Below are 20,745 nucleotides of genomic sequence, written 5' to 3'. Positions count from 1 at the left end.
GTCTAACGGTGCCCCTGGCCTTATGTCCGGGTCAGGCGAGAATCGATTCCAGGCACGTCAGTGTCCGCGACCTGCACGTATATTCCCGTTTCGCCCGATTCGGCGCTATTCATCAAGAATCCGCGGCCCGCCACCATCGGGTGACCCTTCCACCTGCCTTGCACATAACCGGGGTCGGGATCGGAATCCATGATCAGCATCGGTTCGAACGCTGTGCGCAACATCCGCAGCACCGGATTGGCTCCCATTTGCGTGCTGAACGCTCCGAACGAATGGGTGTAGATGATGTGCAAACCGACATCGCGGCCGGCCTGCACAAACGGCTCGATCGGGGCGAACGGCGAATCAAATCCGCCCGGCAAGCGCTCCCCGTCGTCGATCACCAGGAAGATCTCGGGCCCCTGCCAACTGCGCTGCGCAATCTGGCCCCCGCCGTCGGGATCATCGCGGGGCAGCCGCGCGGTCAGCACACCCGCCAGCTCCACCATCCTGGCCTTGACGGTGTCCACGGTGGAGGCGAAGCGGTGCACACCGGCAGGGCCCAGCACGGCGTGCAGCTGGCGGCGCGGATCGACCAGCCATACCTGTGCACCCGGCCGTCCCTGCGCCACGCCCGCGTCCTCCAGGTCGTACAGGCGGGCGATCTCAGCCAGCACCGTCGCACACACCGTCGTGCGCCCGCACTGACCCTTGCCCGCGACCAGCAGATGCCGGTCCGGGGCCAAAAACACCGGACGCTCGGTCTCGCTGAGCGCCCACACGATCGACGTCGACGAGCGGTCATCGCCCCGCGCCAGCGCCCCCAGTGTGGCCGGCGCCAACCGTGTCGGCAGGCGGCGCACTCTGCGCGCCGGGGTGAACCCGGCCGCGACCCGGCTCACCGCCTCGGCGACACTACGCGAATCAAAATTCTCTGCCGCACTTGCCTGTATCGCCGGACGCGCCATCAGCGTGTGCAAACCCACCGGCTCCACACCGGCCCGCACATAGTTCTGGGCGATCATCCCGCGTCCCGGTCGGTCCGCGGGAATGGCCGCAGCCAACCGCGGTTTGGGTAAATCGGTCACATCGTGAATATCGTTGGGGCGCAGCCACACTCGCGAACCGAAACCGCCACGCACCTTGACCCGCAACTCGGCGAGCCGGCTCACCGCGGCCACCACGTGGATGCCGAAGGTCGGGCCTTCGGCGATCAGCCGGTCCACCGTGTCCATCAGCGCCTCATACGCACTGTCCAAGGCCGCATAATTGTCGATGACCAAAAACACGTCACCATAGCCGTCGTCGGGGACCTTCCCGGCTTCCTGACCGGATTTGCGGCGTCGGAACACCTCCATCGACATCACCCCGGCCGCTTCGAAGCTGCGTTTGCGTCTCGCGAGCAGCTCGGCCATCTCCGCAACCGTGCGCCGCACCCCGTCGCTGTCCAGAGCCGGCGCGACCCCACCGACGTGCGGCAGACCCGCCACCGTGCCCAGCGCGGCCGAGGAGAACGCCAAGCAGTAGAACTGCACCTGCTCAGGGGTATGGGTCATCGCCGCCGCGCAGATCAAGTCCTGTACCGCTGTCGTTTTCCCCGACCCCTGAGCGCCGAGGATCACCACATTGGCACCCGCCCCCGAGACGTCGACGAGCAGCGGATGCTGGTCATGCTTGAACGGGCGATCCACCACCCCGATCGGGAACACCAAACTCGGGCGCGCGGCGTACTGGTTATCCCACCGGTGCCCCAGGTACGCATCAACGAGCCGCTCGATGCTCCACGGCGCATCCAGCGGAGGCTGCCACAACCGGTAGGGCTCAAAGCTGACCCGGCGCAGCGCATCGATGATGACCGTGCCCACCTGCGGGCGCATCAGCACGCCCTCGACGGCGGCGTCGTGTGCGGGCTGGGCCGGCTCGCCCTCATCGGCGTCGGGGCCCGCCGCCTCGTCGTCGAGGTCATCGGGCAGCGGTAACGGGGTGAAGTCGGTGCCGAACAGTTGCGGCGCAAAGTAATTCACCTCTGATGGCCCGGCGTCGCTGTCGTCGGTGAAATCCTCGGTGCCGGGCTTACGGTACTCCCGCCACAAATACTCACCCTGAAATTTCGTCAGAGAACCGTCATCGCCGACCGACAGATAACACTGCCCATTGCCTTTAAGACGCGTGGCGTTCGGCACACCGATCTGCACCGCCGCGCTGGTCGTCTTGAGCTTGAGTGCCAGCCGATAGCCCATCTGTCCCATCAACTTCTCGGCACGGTTACCGATCTCCTGGCTGGCCATCAGCAGATGGATCCACAGCGAGCGGCCCTGGCGGCAGATCTGCCACAACGCTTCTTCGACCTCGACCGACATCCGGTACAACTCAGTGAACTCATCGATAACCACCATCAGCACCGGCAACGGCGGTAGCGCATCAGCATCCCCGCGTGCCAGCTGATCGGCACGCTTGCGGTTGTACATGTTCGCGTCATCAACTTCAGCCTTGGCGCACAACGCTTTACGACGCGCGATCTCACCCCACAGCGCCTCGACGAAGCGGTCCAGCAGGTTCTGGTCCTCCTCGAGGTCGGTGATGATCTGCGCGACATGCGGGACCCCGGCAAACGGTGTGACACCGGCACCGCCCTTGAGGTCGGCGAGCAGAAATTGCAGGTTCTGCGGCGGATGGCCCAGCATTAACGACTCGATCAGGGTGCGCAGCATCGTCGTCTTGCCCGAACCGGTCCAGCCCGCCATCACCCCGTGCGGACCCATCCCACCCTCAGCTTCCTGCTTGAGGTCGACGAACAGCAGCTCATTGTTGTCGGTGCGGTTACCGATCGGCACATGCAGCCGCCCGGCGGAATTAATATCGCTGCGCGCGCCCCATAACTGCTCGAAATCGATGCTGGCCGGATCGTCAATCCCGTAGTAGGACAGGATGTCTCGGGCCATGAACCGGGCCCCCGAATTCACCTCGATCGACTCATAGGCCTCAGCCAGACGCCACCGCGCCATCCGCTCGGCGAACACCTCAGCCTCATCGCGGCTCATCTGATCGGCCACCGCGAAAAACCGGGCCGCAGCCGGCTCGGCTTCCCAGGTCATCGGGTCACGCGGAACCGCCGCCACCACCGCATCGGCGCGCACATGCAGCACCCTGGCGGGCTGCGCGCACGCCGGAATCTGGCCGCAGCCGCAAATGTCGAAGAACGTCAGCCCATTGACCCCCCCGGAGCTGCCGAACATCTCCCAGCCGTCGGCCACATCACACACGATCACCGTGTGCGGCAGCGGGTCGATCGGGGCCTTGCCAGCGCCATGTCTGAGCGCGAATTCTCCGCGTGACCGCAACCCCATCGCATCAGCCTGCGCCTCCACGAAATCGCTCACCGACCCGTACACCATCCGCACCGGACCGGCACCGTCCTCGATCAGCCGATCCCCGGCGTGCGGCAGCCACTTCACCCAATCCCACTCGTGGACATCACCAGTGACCACCACCACCCGCAGATGATCAGGGCCATGGGCAAACACCAACTGGCACAGGATCGCTCGCATCAACGCCAACACCCGCTCCCGCGGGCCGCGCAGCTCATAGCCCGGCTCGACCATCAGCGACACCAAGGCCGGGACCCCATAGGCCACCGTCTGATACCGCACGAACTCCTGCAGGACTTTGCCGGTGACCGGCTCAAGCTCGATATCGGTCGGCATATCCGCAGGCTCACTGAACTGAGCGGCGCCCGCCTCGGCGAGACTGGTCATCCCCACACCGACCCGGGCCACCCCGAACCAGCCATCAGAGCCATCAGCCTTGCGTTCCCACATCCGCACCCCGCCCAAGGCGGCTTCCAATGTCGCCGGCGCCGGGTGATACCAGCGGTAATGCTCATCGAGGCTGTCCGCAGCGGAGGCCGCAGTTGCCCGCAGCCCATCGATCATCAGGCAGAACCGGGCCCGCAGCGCATCCAGCTTCGCGCGTGACATGTCCCCAGAGCCCCGACCGCTGAACAACATCGCGAATAACCCGCCGACCATCACGATCGGAAACAGCGACCCCGCACCAGTAAACGAGCGCGCCCCGCTGGCAAAGCTCATCCACACCATGCCACCCACCAGCGCCATCAACCCGATGATCAGCGCCACCGTCCACAACGGCTTGCCCTGCGGGGCAGGAACTTTTAGCGGCGTCGGTAACTCGATGGGTACTGGCTGCAGCACGGGCGGTGTGGCCGGCTCCTGACGCGCGAACGCGAACTTCACTTCGGGACCTCCAACTGTCCAGGACTCAGATCGACCGGCAGACTGTTATGGCGCACCAATGCGTCCGCGCGTGAGAGCACCGGACCCTGGGCCAGCAGCCGCAGCACCAGCCACGGCGCCGGACTGGGGCCAAAGCTTTTCGGGTCCAATCCCAACGCCCGCAACGTGTCCTCTTCGCGCGGTATCCCGAACCGCACCCCCGACTCCGAGACCCACCACAGCGATTCCGCCGTCGACGACGAAACCGCACTACCCGTCGACACGACATAATTGGCGAACCCCGGCCCGAAGAACACCCGATCGGCCTGCACCGCCGACTCCGGACCCTTCACCAACTCCACCACCCGATCCGCGCGCCCTTCAGCGACCGGGATACTGGTCCCCGTCATCACCGACGTACTCGCCGCGGACTCCCCGCTCACCTTCTGCCATTGCCAGCACGCCACCGAATTGAGCGCACTGTCCACCACATGCGGCGGTGCCGGCGGAAACGCCGACAAATCCAGCGACGTCACCACCGGTAACTTCGCCAACACCGTCCCGGCCACCACCGGCGCCGAAGCCCCCGCGTTCTGCAGCACTTGGGCCACCACCGGCGAGATCGCCTGAATGCCGTCGGCCAGCACCACCGAATACGCTGTCTGACCGCCCACCTGGGGAGTAGCCACCACCGCACCCACCGGCCCCGGCGCATCAGCAAACCGCGCCGGCGACCCCGCCGCCGGGATCACCGGCACCGACAACTCAGGACCCACCGCAACCGCATCAAAGAGCGCCCGGCTCATCGGCCTCGCCGCCAACACCGCATCCTCGCCCAGCCCAAGCGCTAACAACACCGCCCGCGCGCTGCGATTGATCAACGAGCGCCGCCCGTCGCGGATCAGCCACACCTGATCGCCGTAGCGGCGCACCAGAGCCTCCTCAGCTCCCAGCACATGCCGCCGCCCACCCAGATCCGGTTGCCCATCAATGACCGTCACCGTCACCGGCTCAGGCGCCCCGGCGCCGAAAGCCTTCGTGATCTCATCGCACACCAGCCACGACGAACGCGTCGGCGACACCGGCGACATCTCCTGCGGCGCACCCGGAATACCCACCAGCGCCCCACGCGGGCGCGCATCAATTTCGCTGCGGCGCACCCGGTCCGGCGTCGCCGGCTCCCCCGCAATCAGACGCGCCGACGCCAAATTCAGCGCCGGATACAGCTTCTCGCCCACCCGCACATACAGAGCGCCCGAATTCTGATCCGCCACAATCTGCGACGTCCCCGCCGAGCTCGCCGGACGCACAAACGACCAAAACAGCGCCCCCAGGCACAGCACCGCCGTCAACGTCAATCCCGCCAGCACCGCCATCGACTGCCGGCGGCCGGGCTCGGTCTCCATGCGCACCTGGCGGCGCGTCAGCGCCGACACCGCGCGACGCGCGAAGAACATGTGCCCCGAGACCTGAAGGCGTGTCGACAGCCCTAACCCGCGGCCACGCGCAGAAGCCGCCGACTTCGTTTCATCGGCCGAATCAGCCATCCCAGCAACGCCTTTCGATCACTTCCGACACAGTCACAGCCGGTAGGACTCCCCGCCGTGCGGGAACCCGCCCCCGTTGGTCGCGATGTGGACATGGTCCATATGGTTCTGCGTCGGTGAACCCCGATTCTCCATCAGACTCGACGAACCATCCGGGTTGTGGATCGTCTGCTGCCAAATCACATGATTGATGTTGAACGGGCCGCGGTGCGCCATCGCGAACCGCATCACCGCATCACCAAGCGCCTTGCCATGCGCCGAAGTCGGATCGGGAATCATCACGTCGATCGCCTGGCCATTGGGATGCCACTTCAGCGAATCCGGGCGGACCCCGCCAATCGTGCGGATCTCCGGAAACGCCGCCGACACCGCGCGCGCCGCCAAAATGGTGTCCCGCTGCAGCCCCTTCTCCGAGGCCACACCCGGACCCAGCTCACCACCCACCGAACGGCCGACCACACCACCCACCGAGCCGGTGCCGCCGAGCCCGCCCACACCGCCGGCGAACCCGCGACCCAGCAGCGAGGCCGGCATCCCGACCAGGCCACTCGCACCGCTCAAAGCACCCCCGCCGCCACCTAGGGAGGGCAGCGAACCCATCCCCGACAGCATCGACGACACCCCGCCCATCCCGCCGCCGCCCATCCCCCGATACGCCATCGCCAACTGCCGCAGCCGCGTCGCCAACACCCGGTTCTGCTCGGTCGTGACCTGTAGTTGGCGCTGCATCGCCGCCAAATGCTCATCCATCGTCGCCACGACCATCCGCACCCCTGCCGGCGACGACGCCAGCGGCCTGGCCGCCGCCCCCGCCACCCGGGCCTGATCGCGGATCACCCCTGCACCCGCGCGACCGGAAGCACCGACCGCCCCGCCCTCACCGGCGGCCTGCCCCGACTCCACATCCCGGCCCACCACCGCGGCCCGGGCCCGCGAATACTGCCCGTCAGCGGCGACCGCCCCGCCGCCCAAACCGCCACCGCCAGAAGGGACCTCAGGCACCGAAGCACCCCCGCCGCCGGCGGCGAACACCCCGCCACCCTCCGGACCGCCAGCAGGAAACAACCCATACCCACGAGTCAGCAACCGGTCCACCCCGGCCACAAACTCCCCAATACTCACCCACCAAAACTAACCGCCGGAAAAACCCCCGACCACAACGCAACAACACCAATTTGCGGTGGCCACAGGCAGCGATGGCGCGCGCTTAGACGCTGCCCTGGTAGGCGGTCGCCAGATCGCGCAACTGGGCTGCCGCGGCGGCGTTGACCTGCTTGCTGACAGCGACGTGTTGCTGAAGCTCGGCCAAGGCCTGATCCAGTGTGGCCACCAACAATCGTGCACCCGCCGGCGTATCGGCCACCGGCATGATCGCCTCCACCTGAGCGCGCGCCCGCTCACGCAATCGCTGCACCGCCGCGCGCCCCTCAACGGCCCCGGCGGCCGCCCTGGCCACGATCTGGGCGCTCTGCTCATCCAGGCGCTGCAACGCTGAGCGCCGCTGCCCCCACTGGGCCACAGCATCCCCCAGCCGTTCCGCCGCGGTCGCGCCACCCGGCGGTGCGGCCGCACCCGCTAGCGGAGTCATCAACCCACCGGCCTGCTCGCCCTCGGGGAACAATTCCGCACCAGCCGCCAACAACCTGTCGATCACCTCCTCGGCGAACGACCGCAGACCCGGATCAACTTCAGCCACACCACCACACTGTAGGTTCTCAAATATCTTGGCGGATCGCGGTCTCTCTACCTGCAGGCTTGCAAAATTCTCACCGCAATAGCGGAAGCGACTTCCTCATCTTAGTGGCGGATCCTATAACTGTACGGTTCTGCAGCAATGGGCAGTTAGCTGGTCCTCGATGTTAGGCAGGTAGTTGCCAAGTTTGCTGCGGGTCGTGGCGAGGCTCGCTCACAGCGGCCAAGGCAGCGGGCCTTAAGTGAACTTCAATGTGTTCATCAAGTCAGCTCGTTTCTTCGGAACCGGTCAAGGGCGCCGGCTACCCCGTCGCGGGGTCGGCGCTGGGGCGCCAGTCACCGGGCTCGAGGTCTGCGTGATCTCGTATGCATGCGTCCGACGGTCAGTACACATCCGGGGCGATACCGCCGCGGACCGCCCAATCCGGCGTTGTCTCAAACGGGCCATCAGCCGTTGCACCGTATTTCGGTCGGCAGCAAAGCCCAGGCTGCCGTGTGCCGACAGCGCCCGATTAACTCGTCTTGAATTGGCGGCGCATCGCCAGCGCACTTGGCATCGACGGGTGGCACCACTATCATCGCTGTATGGCGATGATAGTGCCGGACGTCGAAGTGACGCGGTCCGAGCTGGCTCCGGCGGCGAAGTTGTTTCGGTCGTTAGGTGATCCCGCGCGGTTGGCGATCGTGCGCCGGTTGGCCTCAGGGCCGGCCAGGGTGGTGGATCTCGTCGACGCGGTGGGACTGGCCCAGTCCACAGTCTCCAAACATCTTGCCTGTCTGCGTGATTGCGGCCTGGTGGAATCCGATCCAGTGGGCCGAGCCTCGCTGTTTCGCCTTACGCACCCCGAACTGGTGGACGTACTGGCCGCGGCAGAGACAGTGCTGCGGGTGACGGGCAACGCCATTGTGCTGTGTCCGTGCTGCGGGACAGACGCCTGCACAGCGGAGGCCGCGTCGTGAGCGATTTTGATCACGCTGGCCGCCAGAATCTCTTTGCTCCGGCGGCGGACACAGCCACCAGCGATGACTGCTGCGCGGCGGATTCGTGTTGCAGCACCATGGAATCTGCACCGCCAGTGCGCGACGACGCGTGGCATCGCGCGGCGCGTTGGGCGCGGTGGCTGGCATGGATCAGCCTGGCCTGGATGGTCACAGAAGGTGTGGTCGGACTGTGGCAAGGCTATGCCAGCGGCTCCATCGCGCTGATCGGGTGGGCGCTCGGCAGCGCGGTGGAAGGTCTGGCCAGCCTGATCGTGGTCTGGCGGTTCACGGGTGCACGAACCCTCTCTGAGACCTCCGAGCGCGCCGCCCGGCGCGCCGTGGCGGTCTCATTCTGGCTACTGGCGCCGTATGTGGCCGCAGAGTCGATCCGGGATCTGCTCGGCGATCACCGATCGGAGACGACGGTAATCGGGATGGTGTTGACCGCCGCGTCACTACTCCTGATGCCGCTGTTGGGGCGGGCCAAACACAAACTCGGCGCCCGACTCGGATCTGCGGCCACTTCCGGTGAGGGAACCCAGAACTACCTATGCGCTGTCCAGGCTGCGGCAGTCCTGGCTGGACTGGCCATCACCGGGATCTGGCCCGGTGGCTGGTGGGTAGACCCGGTGATTGGCCTCAGTATCGCCGTGGTGGCGGTGCGGCAGGGCTGGCGATCCTGGCAGGGCGACGACTGCTGCTGAACCCGTCGCCACACTTCTGGCCAGGGCCATCGGGCAAGAGCGGTTGATTCCGAATCATTCTCGCTGCAACGCCTTTACGCGGCTACGGAGCTGACGGCGAGGCAAGCATGGGCTGCCATGCTCCGCCCAATGCTGGTATCGATGGCATGAGTGGCCTCTGCCGGGGCACTGACGCGCCGGCATCCGGGTCATGTCCGGAACGAATGCCAGGACGGACGCCCTCGTGTTGCCCGCTGCCCCACCTTTCGCCGTCGATGTGGCAGGAATGCCGCTGTTCGTCGCAGTTAGAGCTCGGCGCGTTCGCCGATGGTGTCGGCCTCGCCGAACGCCGCCGGGTATTTGAGGTGAGGCACCAGATACCCGGCTATTTGGGGTAAGGCACCAGATACACGGTTGCGAACGCACCTGCAGCAGCAGAGCTGACTTGATTCGTGCCGAGAGACCGGGAAACCGGCAGTGGGCGATGACGAACGCCACGCCCGAACAATCCGCCCATGGCGACACTGAAGGCCAGCACCCCGAAACCCATGCCGGCCCAGGACTGCACGTCGCGGCTGAGCAGCTCGCTGTCGTGGGGGTGGGTACCACGGAGTGCGGCCTCCGCCGGCTGCACGGCCGGCCTCATATTCGATGGCATGCCCCATGACTGGCTCAGGAACAGTCAAGCGTTCCCGCCAGCGCTCCGGCCACCAGTCCACGCCCGATGATCCTGCTTCGAGGGCACTAGTGGCAGGGAAATCCGAGCAGGTGTCGGGCGCCGTGGACGTACTCATGGACGTAGGTGTTGGCGCCGAACTCCGGCGTGACGCCTTGATCGATATCGACGAAATACAGCATCAGCAGCGCCAGAAAAGCGGTCAGCGCCAGCCACACCGCCGCCCGTGTGCCGGACAGCTCGACCGAACGGGCCTGGGCCGGATGTGATGTGGTCACCGCAGTGTTCCCCTACATCGCTTTCGCGTGCAAATGGTGGTCGGGTCAAAGGTGGTGCCTCGCAACCAGACACGGGCGCCGTGCACGCAATCTTTCGGCCTCGCTTGACAGTTCGAGCATAGACCTGGTCCGCCTGGATGTATCGCCGAGAGCCAGCCGGGGAGCAAAGGTCTGTTTCATCGCACTGCTGCCGACCATCGCCAGCGCCACCGACGTCGAGCACACTGCTCTGTGCGGGAGCACCCGTGGCCCTACAGCCACGGGTGTGATCCCTGGCAATCATGGCGTGGCTCGGCGTGGGCCTACCCATGCCGCCCCGGCGCAGCTGGTTGTCGCACCTGGGGCGGCCGGTCAGGTCGGCGTCTGGGAGGTCGTGCGGCCGGGCGCCAGAGGTTCGGTTGGGGGGTTAGGCGACGACGGCGGTTGGGGGCTGCTCAATGTGGCGTTCCTGCTCGGTGGCGTCGATGATCATGGGCCGCGAAGCGGCTAGCGTGTGGATCTTGTCCACGGTGAGCCGGCTGAGCAGGCCGGCGGCGTCCTGCGCGTAGGGCGCCCCAGTGGCCAGCAGCATGAGTGCACGTCGGATCCACACGGTCGGGGAGCCGTAGAGGCTTCCGCTGACGGCGACCAGTGCCGCAGCGACGACGAGGCCGGCTATCAGCGGTCGCGCGGCGCGGTCGGCGTGCTGCTTGCCTGCAGCTTCCAGGGTCTGTTCGGCTTCCAGAACGTGCACGATGCGTGCCAGGGAGTTGGTCGAGGCCGTCGCGGTGACCTCGACCCGCAGCGCTGCGTGGCTATTGGTCGATCCCGCGCGTACGAGGTCCCCGGGGACGGCGACGACGGGCACCGATTCGCCGGTGACCGCACAGAGATCGAGGGCGCTGCGCCCGGCGCGAATGATGCCATCGGTGGCCAGGCGCTGCCCGGGTTGGACGATCATCTGATCACCGAGGCGCAAATCCGCGGCAGCCACCACCGTCTGCATGCCGTCCCGCTCGACCGTGGCGTGATCGGGGGCCAGCGAGAGCAGTGCATGCAGGCTGCGGCGCTCGCGTGCGGCGGAGTACTCATCCAAGCCCTCGTTCATCGACAGCAGACATGCCAACGTGGCGACGCCGCCGATGTCGCCGAGTCCGACGGCACCGAGCGCAGCGGTAACGGTCAGGGTGTCCACGCCGACGCGGCCTTGGCTCAATCCTTTGAGGGTAGGAGGCACGAACGTCGATGCCCCTAGCGCCAGCGCGAGGACTTTCAATCCCAGCGTCACGGGCTTGAGCGGAATGATCCACGTAGACAGGGCGGAGGCGGTCAACAGCGTCGCAGAGCACGCGGCTCGCTGCAGTTTGACGTTCTTCCACAGCGATTGCGGCTCGTCGGTGCTGTCCTCGGCGTCACGCTGAGCTGCTGTGCTGCTCAGCACCGTAGGAGCGGCCGGTGTCGGGTCATCGCGGTGACCGGCGAGCGCTTGCGCTGTCCAGTTGATGAGGTGCTTTAAGGCCCCCGGCTCACTGTCGTCCGCGGACCGCGGGACACGGGGGGGCGCCGACGTGATTGAGATGTGTTCCTGGTCTTCGATGGCGGACAGGATGGCCGCGCTGGTGCACCGCGCCGAGGAATACCAGATCACGATTGATGCGGTTTTGGTGTAAATCTGCACGTCCCGTACTCCGGTGAGGTTGCCGACGGTGTCCTGGATCCTGCGTGGGCAGGCCTGGTCGAGTCGCGACCCGCTAAAGCGCAGGCGGATTCGGCCGGCGGCAGCCGCTACCACGGTGAGGGACACCGCGTGGTCGGGGTGCGTGCTGGTGGTGTCGGGGTGACTAACTGGGGTGGTTAACATCATGAGGCCTTTCGAGTGGTGATAGGACCGCCATCGATGGGGATTCAGCTCACCCAGGCGGTTTGTTGTCTGACCGGATGCCTCATTAGCGACCTGCCAGGTCAACGGCCGATCGTGGGATCAGCGGTAAGCACCAGCGCCGCAATGGGGGTCCGTAAAGAAGTGAATGATCACCGACCGTCGGCGCAAGGCACGACGACCTGCCGCTGACCGGTCAGCGACGCGACAAGCAGAACCGCGCCAAGATGTCTTGCCCGGCGTCCACGAGCGCCGAGCCATGAGGACCGCGCCCTCTCAACGCGCCGGCCCGGGCCCATCCAGCCGCGACCGCACCCAGCGCTGCGGCTGCGCCGCCGATCACCCACGCCGCAGCCGATCGTGGCATCGCCGTCACCGACAGCGGCTCGTGATGGTCGGTGGGCGACCTCTTGTGCACATGCTGGTTATCGGTGCCGTAGGCGGAGTGAGCACTCGGGGATCTCGCTGGCGCCTGCGGTGCGTGGCGGGCGCTGAGCTGCAAACAAAGCACGCTGCTGTGGGTGCCGTCATGGGCGCCGAGGACAACGACTGCCAACGCCATCCATGCTGCTGTCATTGCAGCGACGAGGTAGCGCATTCGTGAGTTTCGATTAACGGCCTCACATTTCATGACTCTTCGACGCTAGCACTCCAGGACAGATTGGTCAGGTCCTGACGTCGCGGCTTCGCTCTTTTCATCCGCTATTTAGCGCACGCTCACCAAACCTCACTGGCGCAGAGCCATCATCGCCGTGCGCTGGACTGTGGGTGACCGCTCGCTGTCAACATGCGGTTGCCGCGGAGGGAATGTTGTTGCGCGCAACCATCCTGACGAAACATGCGTGGGCCGCCCACCTGGCAGTGCAGTCGCAGGTTGGGGGTTTCCCGGGAATAGTGCGGCGGCGGCATACGGCGAATGCCTGCAAACGACAATGGAATTCACTGCAATGTGGCTCGTCGAGTACGTGGATCCGGCCGTGCAGTCCGAGGGCAGCACTACCGTGACCGGGGCGCTGGGCGTCGACCGGCAGCCGCTGACAGCGCACCCGGTGCTGTCCCGAGCGGCCCGCTGTGTGCCGCTATGCCGGCGAGGGATGCCCTTAAGAGATGTAGAGCAGGGTTTTCTGTGCTCCTGGTATTCCTGTTCGGTCTCCAGTCTTTAGGCACGTTGTCGGGCGATGTCGCGGATCGCGGCGACGCCGGTCATGGCGGTGTCCTCGGTCCCGCCGGTGGTGGCGGATGCGCCGAACGTGTTGTGGGCGATCCATTTCCAGTTCGACTCGACCATCGATGGCAAGGCCATCAAGATCGCCTCGATGATCGACGAGCACACCCGGGAGGGCTGATTATCGTGGAGCGTTCGATCACCGCCGAACGCCTCGTGGCCGAACTCGAGACGTTTTCACGGTGGAACTGGCGCCTTCCATACGCCATCACACACCTCCGAAAAGTTGAGGTGTTGCGTCAACCAGTTGAATCCGTCCAGTACCTATCGCTGGCCTATACCGACCGGCTGGCCGAACTCGGGATTGCACCCTCGGTGGGCTCGCGCGGCGATAGCTATGACAACGCCCCCGGCGAGGCGGTCAATGCCGCCTACAAGACCGAGCTGATAAACCGCGGCAAACCGAGGCGATGCATCGACGACGTCGAACTCGCCACCGCCAATGAGTGGCCTGGTACAGCCAGGAACGCCGGCACGAAGCCCTCGGCTACATTCCACCCGCCGAGTACGAGGCCGCCCTGACCGGCGCCTCACATCCTGCCGAGCAGCCAACCCCGGCCCTCGCAACCGACTAGGAACAAAACCTGGGGTAGTTCAACAACTACATTAACGCCGGGCGGGCTTTCAATAGCCCCGGTGGATGCCCGGATTGGCCTGGCCCACCAACGCCCGCTGATTGTGCCCGTCCGCAGCTACCCCGTAGCGGGCCATCTGATAATTCATCGATGCGCACGCATTGGCTACCGGATCCCAAATATGATTCGACGTCCCCGGCTGGTGATAGCGCGCGAACGTCCCCGGCACCAGCTGCCACACCCCGCGGCTGGAATTCTCTGGGCCCCCGTCGGTTTGGCGCGCACCATGGGCGTTGCCGTCGATCAAATTGATGGCATCGGTACGAAACCCTGATTCGTGCTCGGCGATCGTCGTCATCCCCGCCATCCAATGCGCCCGGGCCCGCGGATCAGAAATCCCCATCCGATCCAACGCCTCCTCCAAATAGCGGCCGACCGCCTCCCGACCGCCGGCCCACACACCCTTGCCCGCAAACGACACCTCAGACACCGGGATCGCCGCCTGGGCGACCCCCGCCGCACCGGCCGCCAACCGACCCGACGCCCCGACACCACCCCGGCCTGTCCCCGCCATACCGCCGGCGAACCCGCGGCCCAGCAGTGAGGTCGGCATCCCGACCAGGCCACTCGCACCGCTCAAACCACCCCCGCGGCCAAGGGAGGGCAGCGAACCCATCCCCGACAGCATCGACGACACCCCGCCCATCCCGCTGCCGCCCATCCCCCGATACGCCATCGCCAACTGCCGCAACCGCGTCGCCAACACCCGGTTCTGCTCGGTCGTGACCTGCAACTGGCGCTGCATCGCCGCCAAATGCTCATCCATCGTCGCCACGACCATCCGCACCCCCGCCGGCGACGACGCCAGCGGCCTGGCCGCCGCCCCCGCCACCCGCGCCTGATCGCGGATCACCCCCGCACCAGCGCGGCCGGAAGCACCCACCGCCCCGCCCTCACCGGCGGCCTGCCCCGACTCCACATCCAGGCCCACCACCGCGGCCCGGGCCCGCGAATACTGCCCGTCAGCGGCGACCGCCCCGCCGCCCAAACCGCCACCGCCAGAAGGGACCTCAGGCACCGAAGCACCCCCGCCGCCCGCGGCGAACACCCCGCCACCCTCCGGACCGCCAGCAGGAAACAACCCATACCCACGAGTCAGCAACCGGTCCACCCCGGCCACAAACTCCCCAATACTCACCCACCAAAACTAACCGCCGAAAAACCCCCCGACCACAACGCGCCGCGAGCTATTGAGCAGAAACCAGCGGTGCAACACCAGTGTTACACTTGGTCTGTGCCCACCAAACGCCGTCGTCATGCCATCACCGAAACACCGCCCGTCGAAGCGGCGTTGGAACAACTACGCCGCGAGCTAGGCACCGATCACGTCGAGCTTGGCGAGCTTGTCGTCCTCGGCGCCGCTGCGAAGCTCGCCTTGATCCATGCTGAGCGCGATAGCGACTCAGACCTGAGACGACGACTGGCCGACCGGGTACGGTCGCGCAGCCTTCCGGTCGAGGTAGACGCGGCAGAACGCGTACGCCGATCCGGATGGTCGCGCGCGTGAGTATCCAACTGCTGCTCGACAATTCGGCGTTCGTGCGCCTCGCAGCCCCCCTGCTGGACGAGCACCGGGTGCTGAACATCGCTGAAGCAATCGAGCAGCGCCGCGTCGGTACCTGCCTGCCGTTCCTTCTCGAGGCTGGGTATTCCGCGCGAAATGCCACCGATCATGCCGAACTCCTCCGTGAGCTCGCGGCGCTGCCGATGCTGCACATCGACACCGAAGTTGAGCGACGCGCCCTCGACGCGCAGCGTCAACTCGCCCACGCCGGACACCATCGCCTCCCGCCCGTCGATCTCCTCATCGCCGCCCTAGCGGATCGGCACAACGTAGGAGTGCTGCACTATGACCACGACTACGACATCCTCGCGGAAAAGACCGACCTGCGATTCACCAGCGAGTGGCTAGCTACACGCGGCACCCTCTGACCCCAGGTGTATGCGAACATATTCACACTCGCCGCATCGAACCGAACAGGCTGTAAACGAGCGGTTAACCTTTTTAGATGGCCAAGGCGCGGCGATCCCCTGGGTGAACGAGCGCACGACGCTCCTGCTAGCGCGGCTAGGCGAGTACGAGATGACGCTGCCCGAAGACGTAGCGCGACAGCTCATTTCCGACCACCTCGACACAACAGCGGAATTGATGCGTATCGGCCGAGAGGCCGCCAAAACCTATGTCACCGACAATTTCATTGTCAAGATTGCCGATCACCTACTCGGGATCGACCAGGCCAAAACTCACGACGGCGTCCTATCGTTAACCGCGGCCCGCCGCAGAAGGCACCAAATACAGAAACCATGAACGCACGTATTCTCGATTCGCGATTCCCTAACCGCCGAAACACCTTTCGCGGCCCTCCCCCGTAGGGCCTAGGCCGCGACAAACTCACTCAATGCCAGTCGCACACCGCACACCCACGCCGCGTACACCACATTCGCCAGATCCCCGCCGTAGCGTTCCCAGCACAGCAACACCTCCAGACGACGGCAATTGATGAAAAGCTTTGCATAGCTGGTCATCTGGTCAGGATTCTCCAGCCCGTCGAGACCTGGACGTTGCGCGCCGGCCAATACCACCGCGGTGTCATATTCCGCACCCAACGCCGCCCACTCGTCAACGCGAGGCCACTGCCGCCCGACCAACGCGCGCGCCACCGACTGGGCGACCGGCGACAGCTCATCGTCGATGCCGCCAAAAACCAGCCGCCGCACTAACTCTCGGCAATAATCGCGCAGCACCGACTCATCCGCTGTCTTGACACTGGCATACAGTGCCGCATCCACCGTCTGCAAACGGTGTGAGCGCGATGCCAAAAGCTTCGAAGCGGGGCTATCCAGACCCGACGGCGGCACGCCGGTCGCGATCTCACGCACCGCAGGATGATCCGTCAGATACTCCGATGGCCACGCCCACGTCGTGGCAACCGCCGACACCTCATCGCCCAGCGCGCGCGCCGCCCGCACCGCCTTGTCGGCGGGATTGACCCAGCCAAACCAGCGCGTATCAAACTCATCGTTGAACGCGGCCGCTATCGGCATCGTCTTACGGACAAACACACCCGGTGGAATATAGGTAGCCCCATCGTTGCTCGCCACCCACAGCGACGTCGCTCCCGTCGACCGATTGTGGCCAACAGCAACCGCCCAATCCAAGCCCGGATCCGTCACACACGCCGCCCCGGCCAAATCCGCCACCGCGAGGCGCGCCAACGCCAAATCGGTCTCCGCGGAATCCCGGCTCACCCGGGCGACACTGCGTCTACTCACCGGCACCAAACCAGCAGTACTCCCGCTCCCTGCCGGAGAAACCACACCCTCCGCCGGTAACCCGGCCGGTGCCCCCACCCCGGCCGGTGCCGCAGTCGACATCGTCGGCGGCAACACCGACCCGTACGGCGCCAAACCACCCGCCGCCATCCCAGGCACACCCGCCGCCGGCGCCGAAGATACCGGCGCGGCAACAGGAGCCGCCGCCGGCGCGGCCGCGGCAACAGTACTTTCCACCGGCGACGCCATCAACGGCGCTAGCGGAGCCGAAGGAGGCGACGCAGCCGGCATCGCCCCCGCAGCTGTCGTCCCAGCCGCCAAACCACGCCCGAAATCGGCACCAAGAGACGACAATGCAGGCGGAGGACTCACCGACGACGACAAACCACCCGTCGACGGCAAACCCGCAGCCCCAGGAAACTTGCCCAAACCCTGCACCATCGACATCGGAAACCCAGGAACACCCCCGCCGCCACCCGGCATACTCGGCAACCCCGGCAAACCGCCGCCGCCAAGCGACGACAATGGACTCGGAGTCGGTCTCGGCGGTGCAGGAGAAACACCGTCAGTGGAGTGTTCAGGTAGGCGACCGCTCGGAGCTTGCGGACTCGGCCCGGGACTAGGCGACGATGCGTCCGGTTTCGTCCCGTTCAACCCTGGCCGAGCACTCGGGTCACCTGGCTTACCCGGAACCGGCCTCTCGGGAGGACCTGTTGACTCGTCCGGAGTCAAGCCATTCCCATTGCCCGCTTGTCTGATCTTCGGTCGTTTCCCCTCATCGTGGCTGGGCGGAAATTTGTTCGTGAACAGCAGGGTGTCATTGGCCACATCGGTGTGCAGGTCGGCGGAGTACGTGTGAATCATCGCCCGGTGCTTGCTAAGGATTACCGCTATCTGTGCAATTGACTGACCAGTCCCGCTGCGCAAGAACGCTTGCACTTCCTGGTGGGCGGCGTTGCTTTCTCGAAGCATCCATCGCTTGGTGCGCTCGACATCGCTGGACACACGGGCCACCAGTTTCTTGGCAAAGCCCGCCACGTCAGCTTGTTTGAACTTGGCCGCAGCCGCAGCCCGATACGCCGCTTCCGCGGCCGCCGCCCCCTCGCCGGCGGTCCAAGAATCATTGAACACTTGCTGGGTAAGCCGGTGCACCTCATTCCCCTGCTGCTCATGGAATTGCTCTTCCCGGCACAGAGCTTCGGCCTCTATCGCCAGCTCCGTCTCCGAGTCAACCGGCCACACAAACGGCGAGAACAACAAACCGACGAACATGCCCTGCGGGATCGGATGATCGCCCCCCACATGAGGAAGCGACGGCACGCTCATGTGCTCCAAGGGCTTTGCCGCCGACTGATCGAACAGCGTCAGCAGCTTCGCCGCCTGCTTGTTATTGCGCTCAGACACCCACTCCGGAACTTCGCTGGACCCGGCTACTGCTCCCATCGCTTAATCACCTCGGAAGCCCGCATGCGTCCACCAGCGAGTTGATGGCTTCGGAGTCCACGTCCGTAAGCCGATTAACCTCAGAGATCGGCGTGTTTCCCATCGCAGCGGTAGTCACGTCAAGCGTGCTGCGGATGTAATTCTGTGCCGCCTCCGCGACCTTGATTGGGACCGCGGGTACGAGAGCATTCTGGACGGCCGACGCGCTGTTCAATGCTCGTAGGAGTAATGGCACGTTGGGATTTCCTTCAACCCGGAAACCACCCGTTCCCTGTTGGCCGCGCACCGACACATCAAACACCTGACACAAACGTTCTTTTGCGGCAGATGTTTCGGCCACGCTGAATCGCGGCGGTGTCGTCGGCGAAGCTGGCGCGACAGCTGACGGTGGCGTTGAAGTCGATGACAACCGTGCTCCGTTTAGAGCGAAGTAGGTGACTGCCGCGCTCACGCCGCCGGACACTGCCACCACCACCAGCGCCAGGATTGCCCACGCCCAGTTCCGGCCTCGCGCTTGCGCCGATTGTGGCTGTGGATGCTGAGGTGATCCCTCCGGAGGCTGAGGCGGCGTCGCAGGCGGAGGCAGCGTCACCGACGGCGAAGCCTCCCGCGACCACGGTGACGACGATGTCGTAGCCGTCATCTCAAAATCCTCTCCTACGTGCTAAGCGCGCCTTGGTTGGCTGCCTCCGCGGTCTCGACCGCAGCGACACTGGTCTCACGGCTCGTCGTGTTGGCGGCCACCCGGATTGCAGTTTCGACCCGGTGCACAGTTCGCGTGCCATTAATTGCGCTCATCAGCGCGGTCGTGTACCCGCCGACTCGCACAACCCCGGCAGTTGCGCTTGGCTGTGACGCGGACACGACATCCGCGCTCGACAAACCCACTTGCGTCGTCTGCGGATCCATCTCGAAATTTCGCGCCATGCGGTGATCCTACCGAGCATGAGAGCCCAAGACATGGGTCAACCAGCATTAATTCGGCCGCTCCGCGTGCCTTTGATTCACGCTTTGTGCAGTTCCTGCGGTAACTACCGAGGATCGCCGTGCCGCCGGTCAGTCAGAACTAGTGTTGTCCAGCCGTAGCTCCCATTGACCCGTTGCCCTTCAGCGCACTGCTGCCGCCTAGACGTCGTCCAGTAGGTCTTCAATGAGCTGCTTGGAGCGCTCCGGGATAGCTGTGTCTGGGAAATAGCGTTTAACAATGGCCCACACTTCCGCGCGCCCTGTAATCCGCAGGTGATCGAGCAGGAAGCGGATGTCGTCGGTGTCCCGGACCGCCCGGGCAGCCAGGACCTTCATCGCTAGCAGGTGGCGGGGCGGGGTCGCTGCGACTTGCAGGTGCGGGTGGTCGAACACCAAACTGCCCTGACCCGCACTGCGTGAGACATAAACCGCAGCCTGATTGTTGAGCCACGTCGATGGCCAACCCTGCTCAATCGCTACTTCACGGATCGCGGCGATCATCGGACCGTCGGGAGAAAACAATCCGTCGATATCGCGCGTGGCGGTGCGGGTTTGGTCGTAAGCCAGGATCATCGCGGCGCCACCCAGGACATGGACATGGCCAACGATCCGGCGGCGCTCGAGCTTTTCCGCCAAAGCGCTAAACGCGCGACGCAGCTCGCTGAGGTCAAACAACGGCTCAGGCATCGGACTAACTCCGTCGTGGGTGAGGTCGTGGCGGTCTAGGTATATTCCGCGCCGACGAAACGAGGCCGGCGTCCACAACATGGCGTGGAGCCGGCCGGAGGGCAGGGGTGAAATCCACCAGGGCGCCTCGACGAGGAAGCGTTCGAGCGTGCAGCTCCACAGCGGGCCTGGCGACCCGTAGCGGCTGGCGAGGTGTTCGGCAATCGCAGCCAGCAGTGCGTCATAGCGGGAGTCACCGGTTGGGGGCGGCTCGCTGCTGGTCAGTGAGAGGGCGGCGGGTCCGGATTCGTCTGCGCCGCGACTGAATTCGAAAAAAATCCGAAGCCTTGTCCGTTCATCGCTGGCGCGAATGATCGCCTCGGCCGTTTCGGAAAGGGTGTGGGCCTGGACGGAAGGTGTTAGGTCGGTGCGGGCGCCCTGGCGGCGGGACACGCCACGTACCTCGTCGACGGGATAGCCCGATACTCGGCGGATTCCCCGGTCGGACAGGATGCTGCGGGCCCGCGACGGTGTTACATGCCAATGACGGGCAGCTTGGTCCGCCGTCCAGAGCTCCACAACCACCAACATACGCGCATTTTGCCCGGAAG

The 20,745-nt window shown here is 65.5% G+C and carries 19 protein-coding genes and 1 pseudogene; 7 read left to right on the top strand and 13 right to left on the bottom strand.

What is annotated here, in order from left to right; translation table 11 throughout:
- Nucleotides 1–20 precede the first annotated feature (20 nt).
- The 4 genes from eccCa to AC5Y3Z_RS17250 all read right to left on the bottom strand — a co-directional run bounded on the left by eccCa (nt 21) and on the right by AC5Y3Z_RS17250 (nt 7,454).
- On the bottom strand, nt 21–4,232 hold the full coding sequence (gene eccCa / locus AC5Y3Z_RS17265) for a type VII secretion protein EccCa (protein WP_463828148.1): 4,212 nt from the start codon (nt 4,230–4,232) through the stop codon (nt 21–23).
- Nucleotides 4,229–5,758 carry a type VII secretion protein EccB gene (gene eccB, locus AC5Y3Z_RS17260; protein ID WP_463828147.1) on the bottom strand — a complete coding sequence of 510 codons (1,530 nt, stop codon included), beginning with the start codon at nt 5,756–5,758 and terminating at the stop codon, nt 4,229–4,231. Before eccB ends, eccCa begins: the two co-directional genes overlap by 4 nt.
- A gap of 33 nt (nt 5,759–5,791) precedes the next feature.
- Nucleotides 5,792–6,880: a VldE C-terminal domain-containing protein gene (locus AC5Y3Z_RS17255; protein WP_463828146.1), complete on the bottom strand. Its 1,089-nt coding sequence runs from the start codon at nt 6,878–6,880 to the stop codon at nt 5,792–5,794.
- An 85-nt stretch (nt 6,881–6,965) separates the two neighbouring features.
- Nucleotides 6,966–7,454 carry a DUF4226 domain-containing protein gene (locus tag AC5Y3Z_RS17250; RefSeq protein WP_463828145.1) on the bottom strand — a complete coding sequence of 163 codons (489 nt, stop codon included), beginning with the start codon at nt 7,452–7,454 and terminating at the stop codon, nt 6,966–6,968.
- A 581-nt stretch (nt 7,455–8,035) separates the two neighbouring features.
- Here AC5Y3Z_RS17250 and AC5Y3Z_RS17245 point away from each other — a divergent pair.
- Together AC5Y3Z_RS17245 and AC5Y3Z_RS17240 are read left to right on the top strand one after the other, a co-directional pair.
- On the top strand, nt 8,036–8,410 hold the full coding sequence (locus tag AC5Y3Z_RS17245; protein WP_463828144.1) for an ArsR/SmtB family transcription factor: 375 nt from the start codon (nt 8,036–8,038) through the stop codon (nt 8,408–8,410).
- 98 nt (nt 8,411–8,508) lie between these two features.
- The gene (locus tag AC5Y3Z_RS17240; protein ID WP_463828143.1) at nt 8,509–9,135 is read left to right on the top strand and encodes a cation efflux transmembrane domain-containing protein; all 627 of its coding nucleotides are present in this window, start codon (nt 8,509–8,511) and stop codon (nt 9,133–9,135) included.
- Between the two features lie 364 nt (nt 9,136–9,499).
- On the opposite strand, the gene AC5Y3Z_RS17235 is transcribed toward AC5Y3Z_RS17240, so the two are convergent.
- The 4 genes from AC5Y3Z_RS17235 to lpqS all read right to left on the bottom strand — a co-directional run bounded on the left by AC5Y3Z_RS17235 (nt 9,500) and on the right by lpqS (nt 12,488).
- A complete protein-coding gene (locus tag AC5Y3Z_RS17235) occupies nt 9,500–9,748 on the bottom strand; it encodes a CbtA family protein (protein ID WP_499919637.1) in 249 nt (82 codons plus the stop codon).
- Between the two features lie 110 nt (nt 9,749–9,858).
- Nucleotides 9,859–10,068, bottom strand: coding sequence for a CbtB domain-containing protein (locus AC5Y3Z_RS17230; protein WP_463828141.1), 210 nt, complete (start codon nt 10,066–10,068; stop codon nt 9,859–9,861).
- 406 nt (nt 10,069–10,474) lie between these two features.
- Nucleotides 10,475–11,908: a P-type ATPase actuator domain-containing protein gene (locus AC5Y3Z_RS17225; RefSeq protein WP_463828140.1), complete on the bottom strand. Its 1,434-nt coding sequence runs from the start codon at nt 11,906–11,908 to the stop codon at nt 10,475–10,477.
- Between the two features lie 214 nt (nt 11,909–12,122).
- Entirely contained in the window at nt 12,123–12,488 is a 366-nt protein-coding gene (gene lpqS, locus AC5Y3Z_RS17220; RefSeq protein ID WP_463828139.1) for a putative copper homeostasis (lipo)protein LpqS, read from the bottom strand.
- A gap of 616 nt (nt 12,489–13,104) precedes the next feature.
- Here lpqS and AC5Y3Z_RS17215 point away from each other — a divergent pair.
- Nucleotides 13,105–13,272 carry a hypothetical protein gene (locus AC5Y3Z_RS17215; protein WP_463828138.1) on the top strand — a complete coding sequence of 56 codons (168 nt, stop codon included), beginning with the start codon at nt 13,105–13,107 and terminating at the stop codon, nt 13,270–13,272.
- Nucleotides 13,273–13,409: 137 nt separating this feature from the next.
- A pseudogene (locus AC5Y3Z_RS17210) lies at nt 13,410–13,601 on the top strand (hypothetical protein); the annotation flags it as partial.
- Nucleotides 13,602–13,775: 174 nt separating this feature from the next.
- Here AC5Y3Z_RS17210 and AC5Y3Z_RS17205 read toward each other — a convergent pair.
- Nucleotides 13,776–14,924: a transglycosylase SLT domain-containing protein gene (locus tag AC5Y3Z_RS17205; protein WP_463828137.1), complete on the bottom strand. Its 1,149-nt coding sequence runs from the start codon at nt 14,922–14,924 to the stop codon at nt 13,776–13,778.
- A gap of 96 nt (nt 14,925–15,020) precedes the next feature.
- On the opposite strand from AC5Y3Z_RS17205, the gene AC5Y3Z_RS17200 reads away from it, so the two are divergent.
- The 3 genes from AC5Y3Z_RS17200 (at nt 15,021) to AC5Y3Z_RS17190 (ending at nt 16,094) form a co-directional block, all read left to right on the top strand.
- Nucleotides 15,021–15,293 carry a hypothetical protein gene (locus tag AC5Y3Z_RS17200; protein WP_463828136.1) on the top strand — a complete coding sequence of 91 codons (273 nt, stop codon included), beginning with the start codon at nt 15,021–15,023 and terminating at the stop codon, nt 15,291–15,293.
- Nucleotides 15,290–15,718, top strand: coding sequence for a PIN domain-containing protein (locus tag AC5Y3Z_RS17195; RefSeq protein WP_463828135.1), 429 nt, complete (start codon nt 15,290–15,292; stop codon nt 15,716–15,718). Before AC5Y3Z_RS17200 ends, AC5Y3Z_RS17195 begins: the two co-directional genes overlap by 4 nt.
- A gap of 151 nt (nt 15,719–15,869) precedes the next feature.
- Nucleotides 15,870–16,094 carry a hypothetical protein gene (locus tag AC5Y3Z_RS17190; protein ID WP_499919643.1) on the top strand — a complete coding sequence of 75 codons (225 nt, stop codon included), beginning with the start codon at nt 15,870–15,872 and terminating at the stop codon, nt 16,092–16,094.
- Nucleotides 16,095–16,162: 68 nt separating this feature from the next.
- Here the strand turns inward: AC5Y3Z_RS17190 and AC5Y3Z_RS17185 are convergent, their stop codons facing one another.
- From AC5Y3Z_RS17185 to AC5Y3Z_RS17170, 4 genes are all read right to left on the bottom strand, one after another.
- Nucleotides 16,163–18,463: an EspK C-terminal domain-containing protein gene (locus tag AC5Y3Z_RS17185; RefSeq protein ID WP_463828133.1), complete on the bottom strand. Its 2,301-nt coding sequence runs from the start codon at nt 18,461–18,463 to the stop codon at nt 16,163–16,165.
- Between the two features lie 46 nt (nt 18,464–18,509).
- Entirely contained in the window at nt 18,510–18,977 is a 468-nt protein-coding gene (locus AC5Y3Z_RS17180) for a hypothetical protein (RefSeq protein ID WP_463828132.1), read from the bottom strand.
- Nucleotides 18,978–19,159: 182 nt separating this feature from the next.
- Nucleotides 19,160–19,429 (bottom strand): hypothetical protein, encoded by a 270-nt coding sequence (locus AC5Y3Z_RS17175; RefSeq protein ID WP_463828131.1) that lies wholly within the window; start codon nt 19,427–19,429, stop codon nt 19,160–19,162.
- A 198-nt stretch (nt 19,430–19,627) separates the two neighbouring features.
- A complete protein-coding gene (locus AC5Y3Z_RS17170; RefSeq protein ID WP_463828130.1) occupies nt 19,628–20,725 on the bottom strand; it encodes a hypothetical protein in 1,098 nt (365 codons plus the stop codon).
- Nucleotides 20,726–20,745: the final 20 nt, after the last annotated feature.

The sequence above is a fragment of the Mycobacterium sp. NGS61 genome, from assembly GCF_059812325.1.
The sequence above is the reverse complement of the archived record's forward strand: the minus strand, read 5'-3'. Positions and strand labels throughout refer to the sequence as shown.